Annotated in this window: 19 protein-coding genes and 1 pseudogene; 12 read left to right on the plus strand and 8 right to left on the minus strand. The window is 58.5% G+C overall.

Annotated elements, in window-relative coordinates; genetic code table 11:
- Positions 1-188 precede the first annotated feature (188 nt).
- The 4 genes from EYW45_RS19560 to EYW45_RS19575 are packed head-to-tail and all read left to right on the plus strand — an operon-like array spanning position 189 to position 4,998.
- Positions 189-1,037, plus strand: coding sequence for a DNA adenine methylase (locus EYW45_RS19560; protein WP_161137150.1), 849 nt, complete (start codon positions 189-191; stop codon positions 1,035-1,037).
- Positions 1,038-1,079: 42 nt separating this feature from the next.
- Positions 1,080-1,736, plus strand: coding sequence for an HIT family protein (locus tag EYW45_RS19565; RefSeq protein ID WP_161137151.1), 657 nt, complete (start codon positions 1,080-1,082; stop codon positions 1,734-1,736).
- Between the two features lie 8 nt (positions 1,737-1,744).
- Complete coding sequence (locus EYW45_RS19570) at positions 1,745-2,386, plus strand: hypothetical protein (protein ID WP_161137152.1); 642 nt, start codon at positions 1,745-1,747, stop codon at positions 2,384-2,386.
- An 11-nt stretch (positions 2,387-2,397) separates the two neighbouring features.
- Positions 2,398-4,998 carry a nucleoside triphosphate pyrophosphohydrolase gene (locus EYW45_RS19575; protein WP_161137153.1) on the plus strand — a complete coding sequence of 867 codons (2,601 nt, stop codon included), beginning with the start codon at positions 2,398-2,400 and terminating at the stop codon, positions 4,996-4,998.
- A 672-nt stretch (positions 4,999-5,670) separates the two neighbouring features.
- Here the strand turns inward: EYW45_RS19575 and EYW45_RS19580 are convergent.
- Both EYW45_RS19580 and EYW45_RS19585 read right to left on the minus strand, forming a co-directional pair.
- Complete coding sequence (locus tag EYW45_RS19580) at positions 5,671-6,675, minus strand: Bug family tripartite tricarboxylate transporter substrate binding protein (protein WP_161137154.1); 1,005 nt, start codon at positions 6,673-6,675, stop codon at positions 5,671-5,673.
- Positions 6,676-6,773: 98 nt separating this feature from the next.
- On the minus strand, positions 6,774-7,919 hold the full coding sequence (locus EYW45_RS19585) for a mandelate racemase/muconate lactonizing enzyme family protein (RefSeq protein ID WP_161137155.1): 1,146 nt from the start codon (positions 7,917-7,919) through the stop codon (positions 6,774-6,776).
- An 80-nt stretch (positions 7,920-7,999) separates the two neighbouring features.
- On the opposite strand from EYW45_RS19585, the gene EYW45_RS19590 reads away from it, so the two are divergent.
- The 3 genes and pseudogenes from EYW45_RS19590 to map all read left to right on the plus strand — a co-directional run bounded on the left by EYW45_RS19590 (position 8,000) and on the right by map (position 10,179).
- Complete coding sequence (locus EYW45_RS19590; RefSeq protein WP_161137156.1) at positions 8,000-8,893, plus strand: LysR family transcriptional regulator; 894 nt, start codon at positions 8,000-8,002, stop codon at positions 8,891-8,893.
- Positions 8,894-8,980: 87 nt separating this feature from the next.
- A pseudogene (locus tag EYW45_RS24355) lies at positions 8,981-9,187 on the plus strand (ParD-like family protein); the annotation flags it as partial.
- A gap of 197 nt (positions 9,188-9,384) precedes the next feature.
- Positions 9,385-10,179, plus strand: a complete 795-nt coding sequence (gene map, locus EYW45_RS19600; protein WP_161137158.1) for a type I methionyl aminopeptidase — start codon at positions 9,385-9,387, stop codon at positions 10,177-10,179.
- Positions 10,180-10,480: 301 nt separating this feature from the next.
- Here map and EYW45_RS19605 read toward each other — a convergent pair whose 3' ends face one another.
- Positions 10,481-11,848, minus strand: coding sequence for an amidase (locus EYW45_RS19605; RefSeq protein WP_161137159.1), 1,368 nt, complete (start codon positions 11,846-11,848; stop codon positions 10,481-10,483).
- A 12-nt stretch (positions 11,849-11,860) separates the two neighbouring features.
- Complete coding sequence (locus EYW45_RS19610; protein WP_161137160.1) at positions 11,861-12,844, minus strand: Bug family tripartite tricarboxylate transporter substrate binding protein; 984 nt, start codon at positions 12,842-12,844, stop codon at positions 11,861-11,863.
- A gap of 142 nt (positions 12,845-12,986) precedes the next feature.
- Between EYW45_RS19610 and gcvA the strand changes: the two genes are divergently transcribed.
- Entirely contained in the window at positions 12,987-13,868 is an 882-nt protein-coding gene (gcvA, locus tag EYW45_RS19615) for a transcriptional regulator GcvA (RefSeq protein WP_161137161.1), read from the plus strand.
- Here gcvA and EYW45_RS19620 read toward each other — a convergent pair.
- The 3 genes from EYW45_RS19620 to EYW45_RS19630 all read right to left on the minus strand — a co-directional run bounded on the left by EYW45_RS19620 (position 13,862) and on the right by EYW45_RS19630 (position 17,041).
- On the minus strand, positions 13,862-15,103 hold the full coding sequence (locus EYW45_RS19620) for a CaiB/BaiF CoA transferase family protein (protein WP_235939160.1): 1,242 nt from the start codon (positions 15,101-15,103) through the stop codon (positions 13,862-13,864). The two genes, gcvA and EYW45_RS19620, sit on opposite strands and share 7 nt — an antisense overlap.
- Before the next feature lie 14 nt (positions 15,104-15,117).
- Positions 15,118-15,927, minus strand: a complete 810-nt coding sequence (locus EYW45_RS19625) for an enoyl-CoA hydratase-related protein (protein ID WP_161137162.1) — start codon at positions 15,925-15,927, stop codon at positions 15,118-15,120.
- A 127-nt stretch (positions 15,928-16,054) separates the two neighbouring features.
- Entirely contained in the window at positions 16,055-17,041 is a 987-nt protein-coding gene (locus EYW45_RS19630; protein WP_161137163.1) for a Bug family tripartite tricarboxylate transporter substrate binding protein, read from the minus strand.
- Positions 17,042-17,183: 142 nt separating this feature from the next.
- Between EYW45_RS19630 and EYW45_RS19635 the strand changes: the two genes are divergently transcribed.
- Entirely contained in the window at positions 17,184-17,894 is a 711-nt protein-coding gene (locus EYW45_RS19635; protein WP_161137164.1) for a GntR family transcriptional regulator, read from the plus strand.
- A gap of 116 nt (positions 17,895-18,010) precedes the next feature.
- On the opposite strand, the gene EYW45_RS19640 is transcribed toward EYW45_RS19635, so the two are convergent.
- The gene (locus EYW45_RS19640; protein ID WP_161137165.1) at positions 18,011-18,898 is read right to left on the minus strand and encodes an IclR family transcriptional regulator; all 888 of its coding nucleotides are present in this window, start codon (positions 18,896-18,898) and stop codon (positions 18,011-18,013) included.
- 239 nt (positions 18,899-19,137) lie between these two features.
- On the opposite strand from EYW45_RS19640, the gene EYW45_RS19645 reads away from it, so the two are divergent.
- The 3 genes from EYW45_RS19645 to EYW45_RS19655 are packed head-to-tail and all read left to right on the plus strand — an operon-like array spanning position 19,138 to position 22,453.
- Positions 19,138-20,379 carry a CobW family GTP-binding protein gene (locus EYW45_RS19645; RefSeq protein WP_161137166.1) on the plus strand — a complete coding sequence of 414 codons (1,242 nt, stop codon included), beginning with the start codon at positions 19,138-19,140 and terminating at the stop codon, positions 20,377-20,379.
- Positions 20,379-21,749: a dihydroorotase gene (locus EYW45_RS19650; RefSeq protein WP_161137167.1), complete on the plus strand. Its 1,371-nt coding sequence runs from the start codon at positions 20,379-20,381 to the stop codon at positions 21,747-21,749. Before EYW45_RS19645 ends, EYW45_RS19650 begins: the two co-directional genes overlap by 1 nt.
- Positions 21,746-22,453 (plus strand): isochorismatase family protein, encoded by a 708-nt coding sequence (locus EYW45_RS19655; protein WP_161137168.1) that lies wholly within the window; start codon positions 21,746-21,748, stop codon positions 22,451-22,453. The genes EYW45_RS19650 and EYW45_RS19655 overlap by 4 nt, the downstream gene beginning before the upstream one ends.
- Positions 22,454-22,461: the final 8 nt, after the last annotated feature.

The raw sequence follows: 22,461 nt of genomic DNA on the forward strand, positions 1-22,461 counted from the left end.
TTTACGTCAGTACAGCTTCGGGGCGATAATCGGAGAAGATTGGCTTCGCGAATGCGCGGCCTGGCTATCGCAAATTCGTCTATCGATCTCGGGGCGTTTTGCTGGCGTATGGATCATCGACGATCGTGGTTAGGCCGTGTTGAAGTGACAATCATGCGTTTTCTCTATTCGTGTTCTAGGCATTTTTTTTGAAGACAGCATCTCCCCTTAGGTATCCAGGCGGCAAGTGGAGAATTACGCCATTCTTCGAACGCCTGCTGTTGACGAATGGGTTAGGCGGTGTCGATTATGTAGAGCCGTACGCAGGCGGAGCATCTCTTGCCTTAAGCCTTTTGATAGGGGGCCATGTCGCTCATGTTCACCTTAACGATTTGGATCGGGCGGTCCACGCGTTTTGGAGGGCCGTGCTTGATCGCAGTGAGGAATTTGCACAGCTTGTTCGGACTACTCCCATAACTCCCGATGAATGGATGCGTCAGCGCGAGATTTATCTTGACACAGACTCCAGAGATATTTTGAAATTGGGATTTGCGACTTTTTTTCTTAATCGAACTAATCATTCGGGAATTATGAATGGAGGCATGATCGGCGGGAAAAAACAATCGGGCGTTTGGAGGCTAGATGCACGCTTCAATCGAGATGATTTAGTGCAGCGAATCCTTAGAGTAGCAAGTTTCAAAGACCGAATTTTTCTTTCGAACATGGATGCATTAATTTTTCTGCGAAAGATTGAAAAAAATCCGACAAAGTCGTTTATTTACCTTGATCCTCCATACTACAAGAAAGGGCCTTGCCTCTATCTCAATGCCTATGCGCCCGACGACCATGCGGCGGTCGGAGCGGCTGTAAGGCAATTAGCTGTGCCGTGGGTGGTGTCATACGATGACGCGCCTGAGATTAGGGAGATTTATAAGGGCGTAAAATCCCGGCGGTTTGGCTTGTTGCACACAGCGGGCGTTATAAGGCAAGGTGCTGAGGTTATGTATTTTTCCGGCGGTATGCGTGTTCCGCGAACTGTAGCTTCTGGGCGCCCCTAGAGGAGCAGTCGATTGTTTGGCGTACCAGCCATGAGGTTAAAGATGAAAAATTCATTGATTAGTGAAACTCGAGATGATTGCAGATTTTGCACAATTTCGAACAAAATTTCGCGCCGCCCATTTGATCATGTCATTAGCGAATCCAAGAATTATTTTGCGATCGCGTCACTTGGCGGGTTTGTAAATGGCTGGACGCTAATTTGTACTAAAGATCACAGGCTTAATTTGCGCGAGGACTATAGGAGCCCCGAGTTTAAGGACTTCACTCAGAGAGTTGCCGATACGGTTGGCAAGGTGTTCGGAAAATCAGTTTTTTTTGAGCACGGAGCGAATTTGGCAGGATCGGCGACCGGGTGTGGAACTGAGCATGCTCATTTGCACGTGGTTCCCTATTCCCATGACTTCGTTGAAGACACTCAGCGCTTCGATCTGACTAAATCGTGGTCCAAATCACTGTTGAATGTTGATGAAGGCGAAGAGTATTTGCTAATGGCGAACGATTTGACGTCTCTTTTCGCTCAGCCAACTTGGCATGCTGTTAATTTTGCAGAGTCGCAATTCTTTCGCAGAGCCCTAGCGCATCACACGGCTCAAGTTCAGTGTTACGACTATAGGGCAAGTCCGGGAGAAGCGAACGCACAAGCGACTGCAGAAATTTTAAGTAGTCAAATGGCGTTGACAGTTGAAGTTCAAGGGTGAGTAAATCTATGACGGAGTCCATCCCGACTGATTCGAAAGATGGCACACAGTCCATCAGAGCAAGTTGCCCGGCTCCGTCACCAGCCCCGATCCTTCCAAAAGTTGCCGATGGCCGTGCAGTGCCGATTGATGAGCGGGATGGCCGGCACGTAGGTGGGTACAAATCCATTTACCCTCCCGAAATTCAAAAGCAAATTTGGTTGGAGACAGGTGGGGTGGTGCTCATCTCGCTAGGGTCGTTGTTGGCAATTTTTCTTCTTTGGGCCGGCGTATTCGACTCTCAGTTTTGTTCCTCGTGTTCGCGGCCAGCATTCAAGAGGTATGGATATTTCTTTCTGGGTGGAATCTTTGGTGGAACTCTATTTGGAATAAAATATCTTTACCACGTTGTGGCTAAGGGCTACTGGCATCAGGATAGGCGATTGTGGAGAGTCCTGTCGCCCCTTCTCTCAGGCTCTCTGGCATTTATTGTGGGGGTGCTGACTCAAGCTGGCTTGATGGGCGTTAGGGTCGGAGGTGGAGCGTCGACGTATATTGGCCTAGGCTTCATCACTGGTTATTTCGGAGATAAAGCGTTGGCAAAGATGACAGAAATTGCGGATGTGATTTTTGGAACGTCGAATGCGCGTCATAAGAAGAACGGCGACTAGAAACGCGAATTATGGCAAAGAAATATTCTCGGTCATCGCGGCCAGTGCCGCATCGCACAGTGGACGTATTGCACACTGGTGGATTTGAGACCTTAGAGCCATCAGCGCTTGATGTCGAGCGTGTGGGGCAGAAGGCTTACGGGCTTGCCGCTTTGCCTACCGCTTGGGTGCCGCCGTTTTTTGTGGTTGATTGCTCGTATTCAGCTCAACTAAGTAGGGATTTTAGCTTCTATTCAATTCAACTGCGTCAAGTTGTAGCTGAGTGTCTGGGTGCTTCCGGGACTACACAGATTTACATTAGATCTAGCGGAGTTGTCGAGACGTTGGACTATCGAGGGCAATTGGACTCCCGCGCCTGTTCGGTTGAAGATCTACCGTCCACGTTGGTCGAACTGCACAAAGAGCTTTGCAGTGCCCCCCATTCTGTCCATTTTATTGTGCAGGTTTGCATGCGTGTGCATGCGAAAGGGCACCTCTCAAACGAGCGTCGATTTCGGAGGGAGCCCCGAGATTGGGTGGCGGAATGGGAGCCAGCTGGGGGTAACGAAGGGCGTACCGAATCGGTTTCGATTCGACCGTGGCGTGACGGTGTAGCAAGCAATATCGATCAGATGTTCTGCATCGCCCCTGATGCGGTCGGGATCGCGTTACGAAGGGTTGCAGGGTGGGGCTTCCGGTTCAACGTGCGTCTACACTTTGAATGGGTCTGGGACGGCATGACTTTATGGGTCGTCCAGGTCGATCTAGCGGATGATTCTATCGGTACAAATCCCCACTCAACAATTCCGGCAAAGATCGAGTCTCTGGATTCGGCGACTTTGAGAGTGTTCCGAATTGCTACTCAATCGGATTTTGAGAAGTATCGAAAGCTCAAAAACACGCGTTTATACGCGTCTCTAAATTATGATATTAATCCGTTTTATGTGATCGATGATGCAAAAGCAATAGAATCAATATTTTCGGGAAGGATCTCGACCAATCTCGATGCTGACTTGGCAGATCTTACTCTCCGGCCTTTTATCATAAGGGTCGATGGTACAAATATTCCAGCTGCGAACCGGGATATGCTTCCGAGAAGTGACGAGCTGCGCTCGGCTGATGATGCCAAAGCATGGTTTGTTGATAAGCTTGTTCCGTTTATTAATAAGCATGATTTGAAGGATTGTGGAATCTGTTTGATTGCACATCATTTTATTCCTGCTGTTGCATCGGCTTGGGCACGCGCTCAGCCAGACATTTCAACGGTACGCATCGAATCTCTTTGGGGCATCCCTGAGGGTCTCTATTGGCACTCCCACGACACCTTCTCGGTTGACACTAGATCCAGGGTGCTTGATCAGTCCGCAACTACAAGTGAATATGAAGTCCGCGAACGTATCCGCTATAAAGGTACATTTATCGCTGCGGATTCTGACGGACGATGGATTCCTCAAGCAACAGATGCGCAGCACGACTGGGTCCGCAGTATTAAGAAGAAGGAATGGATCTCCGAGATTGCTCGTACTACCCGAGCGATCGCAGAATCTGAGGGCAAGCCAGTCGCGGTGATGTGGTTCATCGACACGCATCGGCAAGCCACGCAACATCGTGTGCTACCTTGGTATCACACAATCTCGGATTTGGAGGACGGTCCCAAGGCTGCCCCTCGTCGTAAGCACCGATCGATACATGACGTCCGTATTCGGACGACAGTTGATTGGATAACTTTGACTGAAGACGTCAGATTGGGGAAGCCGATACAGCGAATTATTATTGAGCCGATCGATGCTGAACTAATTCGCAATCAATCGTTTGCCAAGGAGCTTGCGCTCTTAGCGAAAGAGAATGGTTGCATTGTTGAACTTTCGGGGGGCGTTTTATCGCATGCGTACTACTTGCTCATGAGCGGTGGATGTCGAGTCGAGTGTGTGGATTTGTTCGATGCAACTGAGGAAGTTGTCGATTTCAATAAATTGGTTCGGGACGGCATACCAGATTTCATCAAAGGGCGAGGAGAGCAGGTTATCCACGTTAACTTGACTGGCGATACCTTGGTTAAAGCTCTAAAGCAGAAATTGGTGGAGGAGGCATTTGAGGCGCTAGATGCGACGAGTGCGAACGACCTTCTCGGGGAACTTGCGGATGTCCAAGAAGTCCTTTTTGCGCTTGCACAGTCACTCGGAATCGATGGAGCCACACTCGACCAGGAGCGGCAATCCAAGAAACGTAAGCGGGGAGGGTTTGACGCCGGGGTGATGTTACTTAAAACCGCTGCCTCAAGCTCATTCACCAAAAGGCAAATGAATGGTCATTCTGATGATCTGCTGTTTGCGGCCACTGAAGTTGATCTCGCGTCAGCGTCTGCCTCTTCGCGGCCAGTGAATAGCTCCACTTATCGTCGACCGGATTTTCGTAACCTAACCACATCGAGGGAGAAATACCTTACGTTTGCAACGTCATTGCAGGCGTTGGCCGGGTTGCGTATGGAGTTTAGTTTCGACGCTCCAGTGCCAAAAGAAGGGTCGAATACGTTCACATTAACGTTCGAATCTGAGAGGGAACGGTCAAACATACGGTGCGCGATCCGTTTAAATATAGGCGCAACGCAGTTAGATCTTGATCTCAGCCACTGAATATGCCAATTGCCACGACGGTGGCTACTTCAGCCTAGCTGAGAAGATGGATCGCGGATTTTTTTACCCGATCCGCTGTTCTGTCAAGCAATTTTATTTACTCAATTGCTTGGTCTTTAATCGATGCTAGCTGCCACTGGTTAACCCGCTGGCGAGCGGAATCTCAGAACTTTTACACTAGGTTCGGCCTGTTAAAGCGATGCCCGAGCGCAGTCGTCTGGGTGTTACGCATTAAACCATTGGTCTTCGGGCGCTCCCGGGCAGCCTGCCCTCCCGCGAAAGGCCTTGTTGCATGTGATAAACCTCATGCAACACTCCCTTCACCTCGCGGATCACCGCGTAACCGTTCTTGGATCTCGCACAGTTCGTGCATGGGTATGGGTCGCGGAAGGGCATAGCGGCACACGTCAATGCTGTATGAAAATACAGTATATCGTCGCCTAAGCGGTGGGGAGAAATTGACGAAGTGGCGGCAAATCGCGCGGTCTATGCGCGGCCTGCGGGCCGCTGACCCGCATAGCTACTGAGGATAAACACCTTGCGCAGGTATTGCGCCCCGCACTCTTAATCCGTATGTCGAGTGTTCGAGCCACTCACAGCCCACCAGAATTTTTCGCAGTACCCAGCATTCAGCCCACCGGTCACGGTAGGCTTTTTGTGTTCTGGATCCCGTTATTGCTGCACGTTTGCGTCGCGCGCAACGCCCACCCACTTGGTGACTTCAGCCTGAACGAATGCCGTAAACGCCTCGGGCGATCGATATTGCAAGGTATTGCCCGTGCGTGCGAATTGCGCTTGCACGGATGTATCGTCGAGTACCGCTTTGCTCGCTTCCGACAATTTGCGCACGACATCGTTAGGCAATCCCGCCGGCCCCGAAATTCCCGTCCACGATACCGCTGCAAAGCCCGGATATCCCGATTCGGCCACCGTGGGCACATCCGGGAAAAGCGTACTGCGCTCGGGCCCGGTCACGGCGAGAACGCGGATCTTTCCGGTCTCGACATGCGGCTTCAGCGTGTCCGTCACCATCACGAGTATCGGCACCTGTCCACCGATCAGATCGGTCAAGGCTTGGGAAGCGCCCTTGTACGGAATGTGCTGGATCTGCAGGTTGGCTTGCTTGCGCAAAAGCTCGAATGCCAGATGGCCCGACGAGCCGGTGCCGGGGCTGGCGTAATTCAGTTTTGAATCACGCTTGATGAGCGCGATCAGTTCGGTCAAATTTTTTGCTGGTACCTCGGCATAGACCAGGATCGCGTTCGGGCTGGACGACACCGTGGTGATATGGGTGAAGTCCTTGACGGGGTCGTACGGCATGTTGTTATAGAGCCCGACGTTGGCGGCGTGCGTGCCCACGCCAGACATGACGAGTGTGTATCCGTCAGGCTGTGCGCGGGCAACGTAGGCGCTGCCGATGTTGCCGCTGGCACCTGCCTTGTTTTCGACGACGACCGGCTGTCCCAGCTTTCCGGTCAGTTCTTTGGCAATGATGCGTGCGGTCACATCAGTCGTGCCGCCGGGCGGAAATGGCACAACCAGGGTGATGGGCTTTTGTGGCCACTCCTGCGCGTATGTCGTTGCCGGCAGGGCGATCGCGCACATCACTGCCGGCACGATCAATCCCAATACCTTCCGTCGCGCTTTCTGACCCATCGCTGTGTGATGTTTGTTCATTGTTGTCTCCGTCGTTGATTTTTCTGTGACGCCATGCGTGCTGCGGTGCATAGAGGCGTTGGTTTTTTTCCGATGATCGCGGCAGGTTCATCGGTCGATCATGGTGAGTTCACCGACCAGTGCTCCACGATCCAGGGCGTCAGATGGTCTGGAGAAAGCTCGAGTCCCAAGCCGGGTCCTGGCGGCAGCGTGATGAGCCCATTGCTGTCCAACGAGATGTCGCACAGTTCGATCAAGGGATTGCCGGTGGGGTCGTATTCCACCCAGGGGTAGGGGGCACTCAAACCGTAATGGCGCGTGGGCGTGGCGGCCGCCATCTGAAGCGACGCGCAGAAATTGATGCCTGTGCCGAAGGCATGCGGCATCGCGCAGATCTCGCGTGCTTCGGCCAGTGCGGCGGCTTTGCGATATCCGGTGAAGCCGCCGCACACGGTGAGGTCGGGCTGCAGCACGGTGGGTGCACCCGAGGCGATGAATGCATTGAAACTTGCAAGGCTTCCCAGTGCTTCGCCTCCGGCAATGGGGATCGTGGTGGCGTTCGCCACGCGCTGGTAGCCTTCCAGGTCTTCAGGATGCACGGGTTCTTCCACCCATAGCGGGCGCGTGTGCTCGATCATCTGAACGGCTTGGCTCGCCGCTGCGCTGCTGTAGCCCTGATTGATGTCGATCATGAATTCCAGATCGTCGCCAATCGACGACCGCACGCGTTCGGCCATCTTCGCGTCGGCACGCGGGCTGATGCCCGCCCGCGGCTTGACGGCCTTGAAGCCCTGTTTGAGGTACCGCTCGATGTCGCGTTCGTAGTGGGCGTAGGGATCCGCGCCTTCGCGTATGAAGGGGCCGCTGGCGTAGCAAGGCAACGCGTCGCGCACCACGCCGCCTAACAACTGGGCGACGCTTATATTTTGTGCGCGGGCGGCCAGGTCGTGCATCGCCATATCGAGCGCGGAGATCGCCATCATCGAGGCGCCGCGTTTGTCGTAGCCGATGCTGCCGAGCAGCCGTGCGTAGATCACGCCGTGGTCCAACGGCGAGCGATTGATTACTTCCTTCGCCATCTGGCGCTGTATCAGTGCCGCCGCCGCCCAGGGAGAGGAAAACACCTCGCCCCATCCCGAGAGACCGGCGTCGGTTTTGACTTCCAGCGCCAGAAAATTGCGCTCTCTGATGAAGGTTCGGGCGTTGCCCAACGGCTCGGCCGGCTTGAATCGGAGATGGTAGCCATTGATCTGGGTAATGTTCACGTTGATCCTCGTCGGCAATGTGACGAGAGTCTGCGATTCCCGCTACCATGCCGTCAAATGCATGTTGGCAATGGATTCATATGAAAAACATAATGAAGCCGCGAGAGATGGCGTTGTTTGCGGGCGTGTGCCGAACCGGCTCCGTCACGCAAGCGGCGACGGAAGTAGGACTGTCGCAACCTGCTGCGAGCAACATGCTCAAGGATCTCGAGGCGAGGATCGGCACCACATTGTTCTCACGTCAGAGTCGCCGGCTGGTCTTGACCGCCACAGGTCGTTCGCTTTTGCCGGACGTCACGCATGCCTTGGCGGCGCTGGACGCCGTGGACAAGCGCGTGCAGAGCATGGGCCGTGGCACGGGCCAACCGCTTACCATCGGCGCCGTCTCTGCAGCCGGCGCCAGCGTGATTCCATCGGCAGTACGCGCGCTGCAATTGCAGGAGCCCGCGAGAACCGTGATCGTGAAGGTGGGCACCGCCGCCGAAGTGATCGAGATGGCCATTCAGCAGCGCATCGAACTTGGCGTCGTGCTTGGCTCAGGCGCCCATGAGCATGTTGGGTTTCAGAAGATCGCAGATCTAGGACTGGTTTGTGTGGTCCGGCCAGATCATCGGTGGGCGAATCGTTCCAGCATCGGTGTGGCTGAACTGGCGGCGCATCCCTACATCGCGCACAGTCGGCATCTTCCTGTGGGCGCGGCAACGGCGTTGGCATTGGAAGCCGAAGGCGTGACCTGGCAACCCAGCATTGAGATCGTGCAGTTTTCTGCCGCCTGTGGATTGACCGATGCGGGGTGTGGCCCCTGCATCCTGGAAAGTCTGACCGGGTCGTACGCGCGAAAACTCGGGTTAGTGCCGGTACCGATCGAAACGAAGGAGACGCTCACGCTCAATGTGGTGTGGCCGCTTTCCCGGGGGTTGAGTCCTGCGTCTCGGATTGTGATGGATAACATCCGTGAGACGTTGGCAGCTTAGGGGCTGTGCGACGTTTTGCGCTTAGGCCCGCTACGAGCGACGTGACTTGTTATATGATTCATACATGTTTCATATATGGCGCTTCACATGGGTATCGTAAAAATTTCCGATGGCATGCATGAGAATCTTCGCATCGCGAGCGACGCACTGAGCCGCTCGATCAATGCGCAGGCTGAGCACTGGATGCGGGTAGGGATGTTGGCGGAGCTGCATCCGGGTCTGGACCACCGCGAAATCTGTCAACTGTTGATTCGCGCTGAACTGGCCGGTGGGTTTGACCTTCGCGTGCTGGCTGCCGATTCGACATCGGTGTCTGATGTGGCGACCAAGGCGGCGACGAAAGCAGCGACGAAAGTTGTGCTCGAAACGGCAGATCCTGCCAAATCCAAATCGGCAGGCCATGGCAAATCCAGCGCCGTACCCACCATCGATTCGAAAGTGCCCCGCGCCACCAAGCGCGCGAAGCCGCCCACGGTGACCGAGGTGCGCCCATGAGCGGCAATATCGTGATCCACACGCCAGCCGAGATCGCCATGTCTCGTGCAGCGGGCATGCTCGCCGCCGACGTGTTGGCCATGATCGGCGAGCATGTGAAAGCAGGCGTCACCACCGATTATCTGGACCAGCTCTGCCACGATTACATCGTCAATGTGCAGAAGGCGACGCCGGCAAATCTTGGTTATCAGGATTACCCGAAGACCATTCTGACGTCAGTGAATCACGTGGTGTGCCACGGGATTCCGTCGGCCAAGACGTTGAAGAACGGCGACATCGTCAATATCGATGTCGCTGTCATCAAGGAGGGCTGGTTTGGCGATACGAGTCGCATGTATATCGTGGGTGAGGGCAGTCCGCTTGCGCGGCGGTTGGTGAACACCACCTACGAGGCGCTGGTGGCCGGTATTCGCGCGGTGCGGCCGGGGGCAACGCTGGGCGATATCGGGCACGCGATTCAAACCGTGGCACGTCGACACAGCTATGGCGTGGTGCGCGACTTTACCGGACATGGGATTGGACGTGTGTATCACGACGAACCCACGGTGCTGCATTACGGCAGTCCGGGTGCGGGTGCCACGCTCGAGCCTGGGATGATCTTTACCATCGAGCCGATGCTCAATGCCGGTCGTTCGCAAGTGAAGACGCTTGGCGATGGATGGACGGTGGTGACGAAGGACCGCTCGCTGTCGGCCCAGTGGGAGCACATGGTGGCGGTGACTGAGACGGGCTTCGAGGTGCTGACCCCTTGGCCCGATGCGTCGGCGGAATATCCTGCGATCGCGGCTTAGTCCACGGCCACTGTCGCTCAACTGACATATTCTACGACCGCTGTCGTTCAACTTACGCCAACGTAAAAATGAGAGCGCTGGCCCCCAGATTGGTCCACAGATGGGGAGGAGGCTCGCGGCAAACCTACGCCTCTCAGATCGTCAGTTAGCTAACTGACGAAATGATTGGCGGACCTTATGCGGCCCCAGATCGTCAGTTAGCTAACTGACGACATGATCGAGGGACGGTACGCTTCCCCACATCGTCAGTTAGCTAACTGACGAAAGGATCGAGAGACGGCATGCTTCCCTGCATCGTCAGTCAGCCAAGCGACGCGTTCGCCAACCAGCATGCAATCCCGGTCACCTTGGCATCGTCGTGATGCTGCCCCATCACCTGAATCCCCAAAGGCATCCCGTTCACGGCCAATACCGGCGTGGTCACCGAGGGTGCGCCGAGCAGCGACGAGACGCAACTGAACGACACGTCGCCAGTGGGAAACGCCGTGCCTTTGATGTCGTCGATCAAGGGCGCAGGGCCGCAGGCAGCGAGGCTGATGAGGGCGTCGCATTCCGATGCAAGGGCGGCGAGTTGCGTACGCGCCGCTTCGCGCTCACGCAATGATTCACGGAAGTCATCCAGCGTGAGGCCGCGGCCGAGTTCGAGCGATTCGCGCAGGCTGGGGCCGAGCGTGTCCATGTGCTGTTCGGCGATGTTGGCCAGGCTCCAGCGCTGTTCCCAGGCATTGAGGCGCATCGAGAGCGCGGTGCAATCGGCAATGGCGCGTTCGAGGGCTTCCAGCTTTTGCGATTGGCCGCGGCGTACGATCTCCACACCTTGCGCGGCGATGGCGCTCAGGGCCTTTTCAAATGCTTCGCGCGATGCGGCGTCCAGGCGGGGCCAGCCTTCGCTTTCGAACACGGCGAGGCGTTTCGGCTTGATGGGCTTGGGGGCTTCGGTGGTGCCGTAGACGCCGGGATGGCCGGGGTCGCCGCCGGCGCGTTGCACGATCTCGATGGTGGTCTGCCACATGTCGATGGCCGAGCCCGCATGCACGCCCACGTGGGATTGGCTGAAGCCCATGCGTTCCCCGCGATTGATGCCGCCGTACGTGGGCTTGAGTGCCCAGTTGGCATTGAAACTTGCGGGGCGGATGACGGACCCCACGAGTTGCGAACCGATGGCCACCGGCACCATGTTCGCGCCGACCACGGCGCCGGAGCCGCTGGACGATCCGCCGGGGGTGCGGCGCGCGTCGAAGGCATTGGTGGTGGGACCCGCATCCAGAAAGCCGAGCGCGGTGGTGACGGTTTTGCCGAGCACGATGGCGCCGGCATCGCGCAGCGCACGCACGAGTGCGCTGTCGCGTTTGGGGAAGTTGCCCTTGAATGCCGCGCAGCCCATTTCAGTGGGCATGTCGCGGGTTTCGATGAGATCCTTGATGCCGATCGGCATGCCGTCGATGAGCGAGAGGGGGCGGCCGGCGCGATAGCGTTCGACGGAAGCGTCGGCCGCCTGGCGGGCGCCTTCGCGGTTGAGCGTGACCCAGCCCAAAACGGCGGGCTCGCGGGCGTCGATGGTTTCCAGGCAGCGCTCGAGATACGCACGTGCGTTGTCGGTGCCGCCGATGAAGTCCTCGCGCGCAGTGTGAAACGTCAACGGCTTGTGGGTGGCGGGGCTGTAAGTCAATGTGGTCTCCATTTAATTACCTTGAATGCCGGCATCGGCGATAAGCTTGGTCCAGCGTTCATGCTCGTTCAGGAAGAAGGCGTCGAACGATTCGGACGTGCCGCTTTGCACCTGCATGTTCAGGGTGGCCAGGCGTTCCTGGATATCGGGTTGCTTCATGACCTCGATCAGGTCGCGATTGATCTTCTGCTTCAGATCGTTCGGCAGCCCTGCGGGTGCGAACAATCCGTACCAGGCTTCCAATTGCAGATCGGGCATGCCCACTTCCGCTGTGGTGGGGACGTCGGGCAGACGCGTCAGGCGCTGCGGCGACGCCACGGCATAGCCTTTGGCTTTGCCCGAGGTCACATAGTTGATGACGTTGCCGTTGGCGAACTGCACCAGCACGTCGACTTCACCTGCGATCAACGCCGTGGAAGCTTCCAGGGCGCCGCGGTAGGGCACGTGCAGCATGTCGACCTTCGCAACCTGCTTGAACATCTCGGTGTAGAGATGCAGGATCGAGCCAGGTCCGCCGGACGAATAGGTGTATTTGCCTGGCGCGGCTTGCAGTTGCTTGACCAACTCGCCCATGGTGTTGGCCGTCATCTTGGGATTGCCCAGGATGACGACGGGCAGGCTGCCGATCTTGCCCACGCGGGTGAAGTCGCGCACCACGTCCACGCGCGTATTTTTGTTGACGGCAGACAGCGTGGCCAGTTCGTTGAAGGTAAGCATCAGCGTATAGCCGTCGGGCTTGGCGCGGGCCGCATACTCGGTGCCGATCTGCGTGCCGGCGCCAGAGCGGTTCTCGACGACCACCGGTTGACCCCACATGTCGCCCAGTTTCTTGCCCAGCAACCGGCCGAGAATATCGGCCGTCCCGCCCGCCGTGGTGGGCACCACGATGGTGACCGCCCGGTCGGGATAACCCTGCGCCTGGGCGACTGCGGCACTGCTGGTCATCACGGCAGCGACGCCGCACAACATCCATTTTCTGGTCAAGAATGAGATCATTTTTTTCCCCATGAATCCGAGTCGTCGCGTAGACGTTTCTACGGTGCGTTCGGATCTATGGTGTGCCTCGTCGTGCGCCTGCTCAAGCAACTTTATCTACGATAAGATTTAGTTTTTGTTAATCGAAAGATCGGGCCATCCCATGGATCAGTTGCCGCCGCTGAATGCATTGCGCGCTTTCGAAGCGGCGGGCCGGCTGGCGAGTGTGTCGGCGGCGGCGGGTGAGCTCTGCGTGACGCCTGCTGCGGTCAGCCGGCACATCAGGCTGCTTGAAGAGCATTTGGGCACGCGGCTGTTTCACCGGGAGCACCGGGCGATTGTGCTGACCGATACCGGCAAGCGTTATCTGGAAGAGGTGACGCTACTGATGGACGGATTGCGGCGTGCGACAGCTGCCGTTCGACGCGACCAACGGCGCCAGCAGTTTCAGATCCGCGCCCCGCACAGCATTGCGATGCGTTGGCTGCTGCCGCGCCTGGCAAGTTTTCACCGTGCAAATCCGGCGATCGATGTGAAGATCAATACGTCGCTGCTGCCGCCGGATTTCGAGCGCGAGGATCTGGATGCCGGCATCCAGATGGGCGATGGCAAGTGGAAGGGCGTGGCCAGCTACAAGATGATGGCCAATGAGCTGGTGCCCGTTTGCACGCCGGAGAAGGCGCGTCGGTTGACGTCTCCCGCCGACCTTGCTCACGAGACGTTGCTGCACGTGCTGGCGCGGCCGGACGATTGGTTCATCTGGTTGCGCGCCGCCCACGTCGATGAGATCGACGTTACTCGGGGTATGAAATACGAATCGTCGGTATTGGCCTACGAAGCGGCGTTGGAGGGCTATGGCGTGGCAATCGCCCAGAAGGCGCTGGTGAGCAAGGAGTTGCAGGACGGCCGGCTGGTGATGCCTTTTGAATTGTCCGTCGATTTGGGGGATTCCACGTATTACTTCCTGCTGCCCGAACAGCCGCGACGCCGATCGCCCGAACTGGAGATATTCAGGCGATGGGTCGTCGCAGTGGCGGGTCAGTGATCGACGGTCTGGCGTTCGACGTCGCCGACGATGCCGTCGTCGATCATCGCGTCGATGTCCGATGCGCTGTAGCCCAGCTCATTCAGGATCTGCACGCTGTCTTCACCTAATCGCGGCGCGGCGCGGTGATACTGCGCCGGCGTGGCCGAGAACTTGACGGGCATGCCGATCGTGCGTGTGGGGCCGGCTTGCGGATGGGTTTGTTCAACCACCATCTCGCGCGCCAGCGTTTGCGGATGCGATAACGCTTCGCCCACCGAATGCACGGGGCCCGCCGGTACGCCGGCGTTGTCGAAGTCGACCAGCCAGTCTGCGGCAGAACGTTTGGACAGGATCTCGGTCATCGCAGGAATGAGGGTGTCGCGATTGGCCATGCGCTGCGCGTTCTTGGCGTAGCGCGGATCGTCGCACCATTCGGGGTGGCCGAGCACTTGTGCGATGCGCGTCCAGTTCTTCTCGTTCGCGCCGCCGATGATGATCCATTCGGTGGCGGTGGGGAAGGCTTGATACGGCGAGGTGAGTACATGGGCGGAGCCCGTGGGGCCGGGCGATTCCCCGGTGCCGAAATAGATGGCGGCGTGCCAATAGAGTTGCTGCAGGCTGGCCTCCAGCAGCGAGGTTTCCACCATCTGACCTTCGCCGGTTTTCTGTTTGTGCTGGTACGCCGCCAGCACGCCGAAGGCCGCCAACAATCCTGCATTGATATCGGCCACCGAATTGCCGGTACGCAGCGGCGGGCCGCCGGGTTCGCCGGTAATGGCCATCAAGCCGGAAAAGCCTTGCGCGATCAGGTCGAAGCCGCCCTTGTCCGCAAAGGGTCCGGTTTTGCCGTAGCCCGATACCGCGCAATAGATGAGCCCGGGATTGGTCTGGCGCAAGGTCTCATAGCCCAGGCCGAGCTTTTCCATGGTGCCTTTGCGATAGTTCTCGGTGATGACGTCAGCGTCCTTCAACAGGCGCATCAGCACCTCGCGGCCTTTGTCGCTTTTGAGATTGAGCGCGATCGCGCGCTTGTTGCGATTGAGCATGAGAAAGGGCGCCGAGACGCCGTTGATCAAGGGATCGCGATACTGGCGGGCATCGTCGCCGCCTTCGAGTTTCTCGACCTTGATCACGTCGGCACCGAGATCGGCGAGCATCATGCCGCACGTGGGACCGGCCATGATTTGCGAGAGTTCGATGACGCGCATGCCGGAGAGCGCGCCGGTTTTGTTGGGCGATGTGGATTCAGTCATAAGGCATCCTCGGCTCAACGGCCTGTGAATTTTGGCGTTTCTTTTTTCAGGAACGCTTGGTATCCGATACGGAAGTCCTCGGTGTCGAAGCACGCGAAGGCTTCATTGCGTTCGGCGTCGCTCAGGTTTTCACCCGAGGCGATCTTGCGGATGAATTGCTTGTGCCAGCGCGCGACCAGCGGGGCGCCTGCGGCGACCCGCTTCACAGTGGCAGCCACCTCATTGGCGACTTGATCGTCGGCCACCACACGTGTGACCACGCCAAGCCGCAAGGCTTCGTCGGCACCGAAGATCGTGCCTTCCAGCAGAACATCGAGCGCCACGGCCGGGCCGACCAAGCGGATCAGCGGGGCCAGTTCGGTGTACGACATCACCAGGCCGAGGTTCTTGATCGGCACGCCGAAACGCGATGACGTGCCGCAGATGCGGATGTCGGCCAAGCTGGCGATTTCCAGTCCGCCACCCACGCAGATGCCGTGGATCTGCGCAATCACGGGATGGCGGCAATTGGCGATGGCCTCGATCGTGCGGCGCATGACCTGGCCGTAAGCCGTGGCCTGCTGTGTGTTCGAGCGCGAGGTTTCAAACTCGGAGATATCGTTGCCGGGCGAAAACGCTTTCTCACCGGCGCCGCGCATCACGATGCAACGCACGTCGTCGTCCTCGGAAAGTTCGAGGAATGCTGTGCCGAGATCGCGCCACACGTCGATGGTGAAGGCGTTGAGTTTTTCGGGACGGTTGAATGTGATCGTCACGATGGCGCCATCGCGGGCAACGAGTAAAGGTTTGGTCTCTACAGCAGGGGTGTCAGCAAGTGTGTTCATGTCTTCGATCCAATGTTGTCGCTATCGCTCAGGAGCGCGCATAGCGGTGCGGCGGTTTTGCCTGTGGCGCGATGCGCATCGACGTTTGTTTGCGCATGCGACGCGCGGTGTGGTGCGCGCGCCGGCGTCAGGGTTTGCTCATGCCCAGGTCGGTCGTAATGGCGCCGTATTTCTTGTATTCGGTCTCAAGAAAGGCTTGGAAATCCTTTGGATTGGATGGGCCACCGCCCAGCACCATGCCTTGCTCGGCAAGTTTCGCGGCCACCGTCTTGTCGCGCAGCGTGGCGTCGATCGCCTGATCCAGGCGGGTGAGGGTGGGGGCGGGGATATTGGCGGGTGCGAGCACGGCATACCACTGCTCGACGTCCATACCTTTCACGCCGGCTTCGGCCAGCGTGAGTACATCGGGTAGCGTATCCGTGCGTTTATTGCTGGTGACGGCGAGGGCGCGCAGCTTGCCGGCTTTCACCTGACCCAGCACGCTGGGCAGAGTATCGAAATTCATGTCGACCTGGCCGCCCAGCAGATCGGCAATGGCCTGACCGCTGCCTTTGTAGGGCACGTGCTCCATCTTCACATCGGTGATCTTGGAGAAGCGCGCGGCGCTCAAGTGCTGGGGGCTGCCCATGCCGGATGACGCATAAGTGAATGTGCCCGGTGCGGCTTTCACCTTCGCAAGAAGTTCGCTCACTGATTTCACGTCGTTTTTCGTGGGGTTGACCACGAGCACGTTGGGCACCGAGCCGATGTAGCGCACGGCGGTAAATCCCTTCAGCGGATCGAACGACACCGGCAGCACATACGGCGCGGCCACGGTGGACTGCATATTGGCCAGCAGCAAGGTGTAGCCGTCAGGCTCCGCCTTGGTCACGCCATCGGCCGCGATCAGGCCAGAGGCGCCGGGTTTGTTTTCCACCACCACCTGCTGACCCAGCTCCTCGCTGAGCCGCTGCGCGATCAAACGTGCGGATACGTCGGTGCCGCCTCCTGGAACGAACCCGACGATCAAGCGAATGGGCTTGTTGGGAAACGTGCCTTGCGCCTGCGCCGTGCCGATCTGCGCAACGGCAAGCGCGGCCGCGCCCACCCATTTGCATACAGTATTCTTGTGCATGCCTGTCTCCATTGTTTTTCATGCTCGAGCTTTGTTGCTCGATGCCGTCATCCCGGAAAGGCGACGTTTTAATTGATTAATTGGTATATGGTGTTTGGTATACCAGATGCCAAACTAGTCCCATTTTTTGCGGTGCGCACCTATGGATTACCCTAGCTCGTCTCTCGAATCGACCTCGCAAAAGGCACTCGATCCACTCGCGATCGACCATCCCACGCTCGCTGCGGTCGTGGCCGATCGGCTGCGGCAATTGATCACGGACGGCACGTTAAAACCGGGCACGGTATTGAACGAAAGGGATCTATGCGATCGGCTGCGCGTGTCGCGTACGCCGCTGCGCGAGGCGTATAGGGTGTTGAGTGCCGATGGGCTGGTGAGCATTCAGCCCAAGCGCGGCGCGGTGGTCATCGAGCATTCGGAAGCCGACATCGAGAATATTTTCGATGTGCTGGCCGTGCTCGAAGGGCTGGCCATTCGGCAGGCCGCGGAACGCGCCTCGGACGCCGAGCTCGCCGCGATCGCCGCGCTGCATGCGCGCATGCTGAAAAAGACCGAAGAGGGCGATATCGGCGCGTACTTCGCGGCGAGCATGGGCACCCATATCGCCATCAACCGTGCCGCGCACAATCCGGCGCTTACGGCGACCTACGACCGCTTGAACTTGCAGGTGCAGGCGCTACGCTACAAATCAAATCTGGATCGGCGCGAGTGGGAAGCGGGTGTGGCGGATCATGAGCGGTTTGTGAAGGCGCTTTTGGCCCGCGACGCGGATGCCGCCGAGGCGTCGATCCGTGCGCACCTGGTAAGCAAGAAGGCGTTTCATCTGGCGGAGACGGAAACGAACGCGGCGTAACGTCCGCTGGTGTAAAGGGGCCAATGCATGCAGCAGGGATGTCGTCGACATCGAACGTGCAAGGCGCTCAAGTCGCGCCAAGGGTGCACCATCAGGTCAGCACCCGGTGCGCACGATCAGGGCAATGCGTCCAGGATCTCAGAGGCGCTTTGCCGCAAATGCCAGTTCGCATACGCCTGGCTATTCAACTGCGTCGACAGCGCTGCCGCGCAATGCTGCAGCATCTCCACCTGAGCGCGGCGCGGCGGGTTGGGAATATTTTGAATCGATCCCACGATCGACAGGACCCCGGCAAGTTGATCGCCATTGCGAAAGATGGGTACCGCAACGGTGTTCACGCCCAGCATCATTTCGCCGTCGGATACCTCGTAGAACTGATGGCGAATGATCTCGAGCCGCTCACGAATCTTGGCCGGATCGATCATCGATAGATTCGTCTCGGCCAGCAAGGGCTCCGACAATCGCGATTCTTGCAGCGCTTTCGGCGCGAACGCCAAGGTGAGGCGGCCCAGCGCCGAGCAATGCGGCAGCGGCCGATTGCCGGGCTTCACGCTGATCAAGATCCGCGCGTAGATGTTGTCGGCAGTGGCAATCACCATCGGGGTCGCATTGATCGGCACGGCCAATACTGCCGTCTCCCTGAGCTCGTCACGAATCTGAATCATGTACGGCTCGGCACGCGCGCGCAGATCGAATTGATTGCCCGCGGCCTCTCCCAACTGAAACACGCGCCAACCCAGGTGATAGCGATCGGTGGCTTGCTCCTGCTCGATCAGGCCCATTTCTTTCAGCGTCGACAAATGCCGGTGAATGCGGGGCTTCGTCTCGCCCAACGCGTCGGCAAGTTCGGTCACGCCCATGGGGCGTTGCTGCGCCGCGAGCTCATCGAGCACGCGAACGGCCACTTTGACGGCCTCGACGGAGTTTGGATTCTTTTCAGCCATGGTGGCGCTGGTTCTGACGAACGCGGGTGTATGAGCGGGCAAGGCCGAATTCTGACGCATTTCATCTCCAGGCACCGGCTTTTGCGCCACCCGCTGCGGTTGCACGCCGATTTGTAACGTTAAATGATATGGAATTCCGACTAGCGTAACCGCAATTTCATCGTTATGCTTGTCGATATTCAATATCGCTCTACGTAACGCTGCTAAGGCGGCAGAAGAGTGATGCAACCGATGACTTGGCCGTCGCCAGCAGTCTTGGCACCCAAAGTCTGACGACCCTGGCGCCACGACGAACCACGATGCGAATCGACTGCGATTTACTCACCGGATTTCTGGGCAGCGGCAAGACAACGCTGTTGAACGCCTGGTTGCGCGCGCCGGAATCGGCGGGCACCGCGGTGGTGGTCAATGAAGTGGGCGACATCGGTATCGATCAGCTGGTGTTGGCCGAAGTGGCCGAGAACGTCTTGCTGCTCGAGTCGGGTTGCCTGTGCTGCACGCTCAGCGGATCGCTGCGCGAAACGCTGCTCAACGTGGTTGCCGTGGCGCGTGGCAACGGCACGGCCTTGACGCGCATCGTGATCGAAACCACTGGCCTGGCCGAACCGCTGCCGATTCTGCATTCGCTGCTGGGCGACAAGCTGTTGACCGAAACGATGCGGCTCAATCAAGTGATCGTGACGGTGGACGGCGCGCAAGGGTTGCGGCAGTTGCGCACGCAACCGGAGTCGGTGCGCCAGTTGGCGGCGGCCGAGGTGGTGGTCGTCACGAAAACGGATCTCGCCGATGCGGCAGACGTGCAAGCGTTGGCGCACGCGATTGCAGGCGCGAATCCGCTGGCGCACGTGCTGACCTGCACGTCGGGCGATGCGGCAGTTGCGGTGTTTACGCAGCAGGGCGGCACGCGGCAGTGGGATGCGGTGCGCGACGGAACCGCGTCTGCTCAAGCGCTCGCCGGGCTGGACCGCAAGGCACATGAACCGCATCACGTACATCACGTGCACGGCGAGCACGGCGCACACGACAAACACGACAAACACGACAAACACGACGCACACAACGCACACGCCAAACACGAAGCGCATGCAGCTGACTTGGGCCATGCCGATCACGACCCCGCTCACGATCACCACCAAGATCACCCCCACACCCAGGATCACGCCTTTCACGAACGTGTGAGCACCGTGAGTTTCTACCTCGACGAGCCCATCACCTGGGCCGGCATTGCGGCCTGGTGGCATCTCGTCTCGCGGCACTACGGCGACGATCTCTTGCGATGCAAAGGCTTGCTGCGCGTCGCGGACGCCCGCCCGCCGCAGATCTTTCTGCAAACCGTCGGGCGTGAATTTCACCGGCCCGAACCGATCGATCATTGGCCAGGCAACGATCCGCGTTCGCGGCTCGTGTGCATCGGCGTGGGCATCGATCGCGCCTGGCTCGCCCACAGTTTGGCGGCGCTGCGCATCGATGAACCTGGCTTGCTGCCGCCGGATCTCGCAGCGCTCGATTCCCTCATTCCCCAACCTTCGGAGAGCCGTTGATGGCCACGGATTTTGTCTTGCGCGGCGGCATTGCCGTCGATGCCGATACGGATGGCCAAGCACTCGACGTGCTGGTCAAGGATGGCCGCATCGCGGCGCGGTTGTTGCCCGGTACGCCCGTCGCCGAAGGCACGCCTGAGATCTCGGCCCATGGGCTGCATGTGTTCCCGGGGTTGATCGATGCGCATGTGCACTTCGGGTTTGGCGAGAAGATCACCGAATACGAAACCGAAACCGTATACGCCGCACAAGGCGGCTTCACCACGGTGCTGGGCTATTTCCTCAATAACGAGGACTACACCGAGGTGTATCGCCGCGAGCAGGAGTATGCGCGCACGCGGGCGTATGTGGATTACGGCTTTCACTTCAGCGTCGCCAACGAGATGCACGTGCGTGAGCTCTCGGAGTACGTGAACAAATACGGCGTGACGTCGTTCAAGTACTTCATGAACTTCAAAGGTGAAGAGGGCCGCTACCTCGGGCTGGACGGCACCGATGACGGCTACTTCTACGATCTGTTGAGCGAAGCTGCCCGACTGGGCGACATCAAGGTGGTTTGCCATACCGAGAACATCGAAATCGTGAATCGCATCCGCCGTCGTCTGCAGGCCGAGGGGCGAGACACGCTCAAGGACTGGTCGGCGTCCAAGCCCGCGTTTACCGAGTCTGAAAGCTGCGTGCGGGCGATGTACTTTGCCGAGCATCTGGGCGCGCGGATCTATATCCCGCATCTGAGCACCCGATTGGCGCTGGATGAGGTGCGCACGTGGCGCGAGCGCTACGAGCATGTGCATGTGGAAACCTGCCCGCACTATCTCACGCACGACGAAGATTCGGATATCGGCTCGCTGGGCAAAGCCAACCCGCCGTTTCGCTCGAAAGACGATGTGGAGGCGATGTGGGAAGGCTTGCGCGACGGCAGCATCGATGTGGTGGCTTCCGATCACGTGCCGCGCAAGAAGGCCACCAAGGAACGGCCGCTGTGGCTGGCCTCGCAAGGGTTTCCCGGCACGGCCACGATCCTGCCGGTGCTGCTTTCAGAGGGTTATCACAAGGGGCGATTGGGGTTGGCACGCATCGCCGATCTGCTCACGCGTGGGCCTGCACGCATCTTCAATCTCGATCCCAAGAAAGGCTCGCTCGCCGTTGGCGCCGATGCCGATCTTACGCTGGTCGATCTCGAACGCAGCCGCGTGGTGCGTGCCGAAGAACTCGGTTCGTACTCCGATTACAGCCTGTATGACGGTTGGGATCTGAAGGGGTGGCCCGTCCGCACGATCGTACGCGGCGAGACGGTGATGCAGGACGGCAAGATGGTGGGCAAACCAGGATATGGGCGCTATCTCTCGCGCAAGGTGAATGCGAAATGAATGACGTAACGACGAAACCGTGGGACAACATCATCAGCGAAGACGAGCAACGCGCTTATCGGGCGGCGGGCTTCGGCCGGCCTTCCGGGTTGGGCGTTCGGCCCGCGCTGTTGATCATCGATGTGCAGTACCGCACCGTGGGTACGACCCCGCAGCCGTTCTGGGAGTCCATCAAGGAATTTCCAACGAGTTGCGGCGACGTGGGCTGGAAGGCGGTGGGCAATATCGCCAAGTTGCTGGCGACCTTTCGCGAGCGCGGCTGGCCGGTGCTGTATCCGCATGTGGCGCCCAAAACGTCTACCGATGCCGGCCGGCTGGCCGACAAGGTGCCGTCGATCATGACGATCCCCGCGCACGGCTATGACTTCGTCAAGGAAGTTGCGCCGCAGCCCGGCGACGTGCTGCTGCCTAAGAAACATCCGAGCGCGTTCTTCGGTACGGCGCTGGCCAGCCACCTGATCGATCTGCAGGCCGACACGTTGATCGTCACGGGCTGCACCACCAGCGGCTGCGTGCGCGGCAGTGTGGTCGACGCGTTCTCATTGAATTTCCGCGTTTTCGTGCCGCAAGACGCCGTGTATGACCGCAGTCAGGTCTCGCATGCCGTGAATCTGTTCGACATGTCGGAGAAGTATGCCGACGTGGGCACTACCGAGTCGATTATCGCCAGTCTGCAAAACGTTGGCCGCAAGGCCCAAGCCTAATCATGTTC

This window comes from Schauerella aestuarii, from assembly GCF_009866805.1.
GTDB classification, from domain to species: Bacteria; Pseudomonadota; Gammaproteobacteria; order Burkholderiales; family Burkholderiaceae_B; genus Schauerella; species Schauerella aestuarii.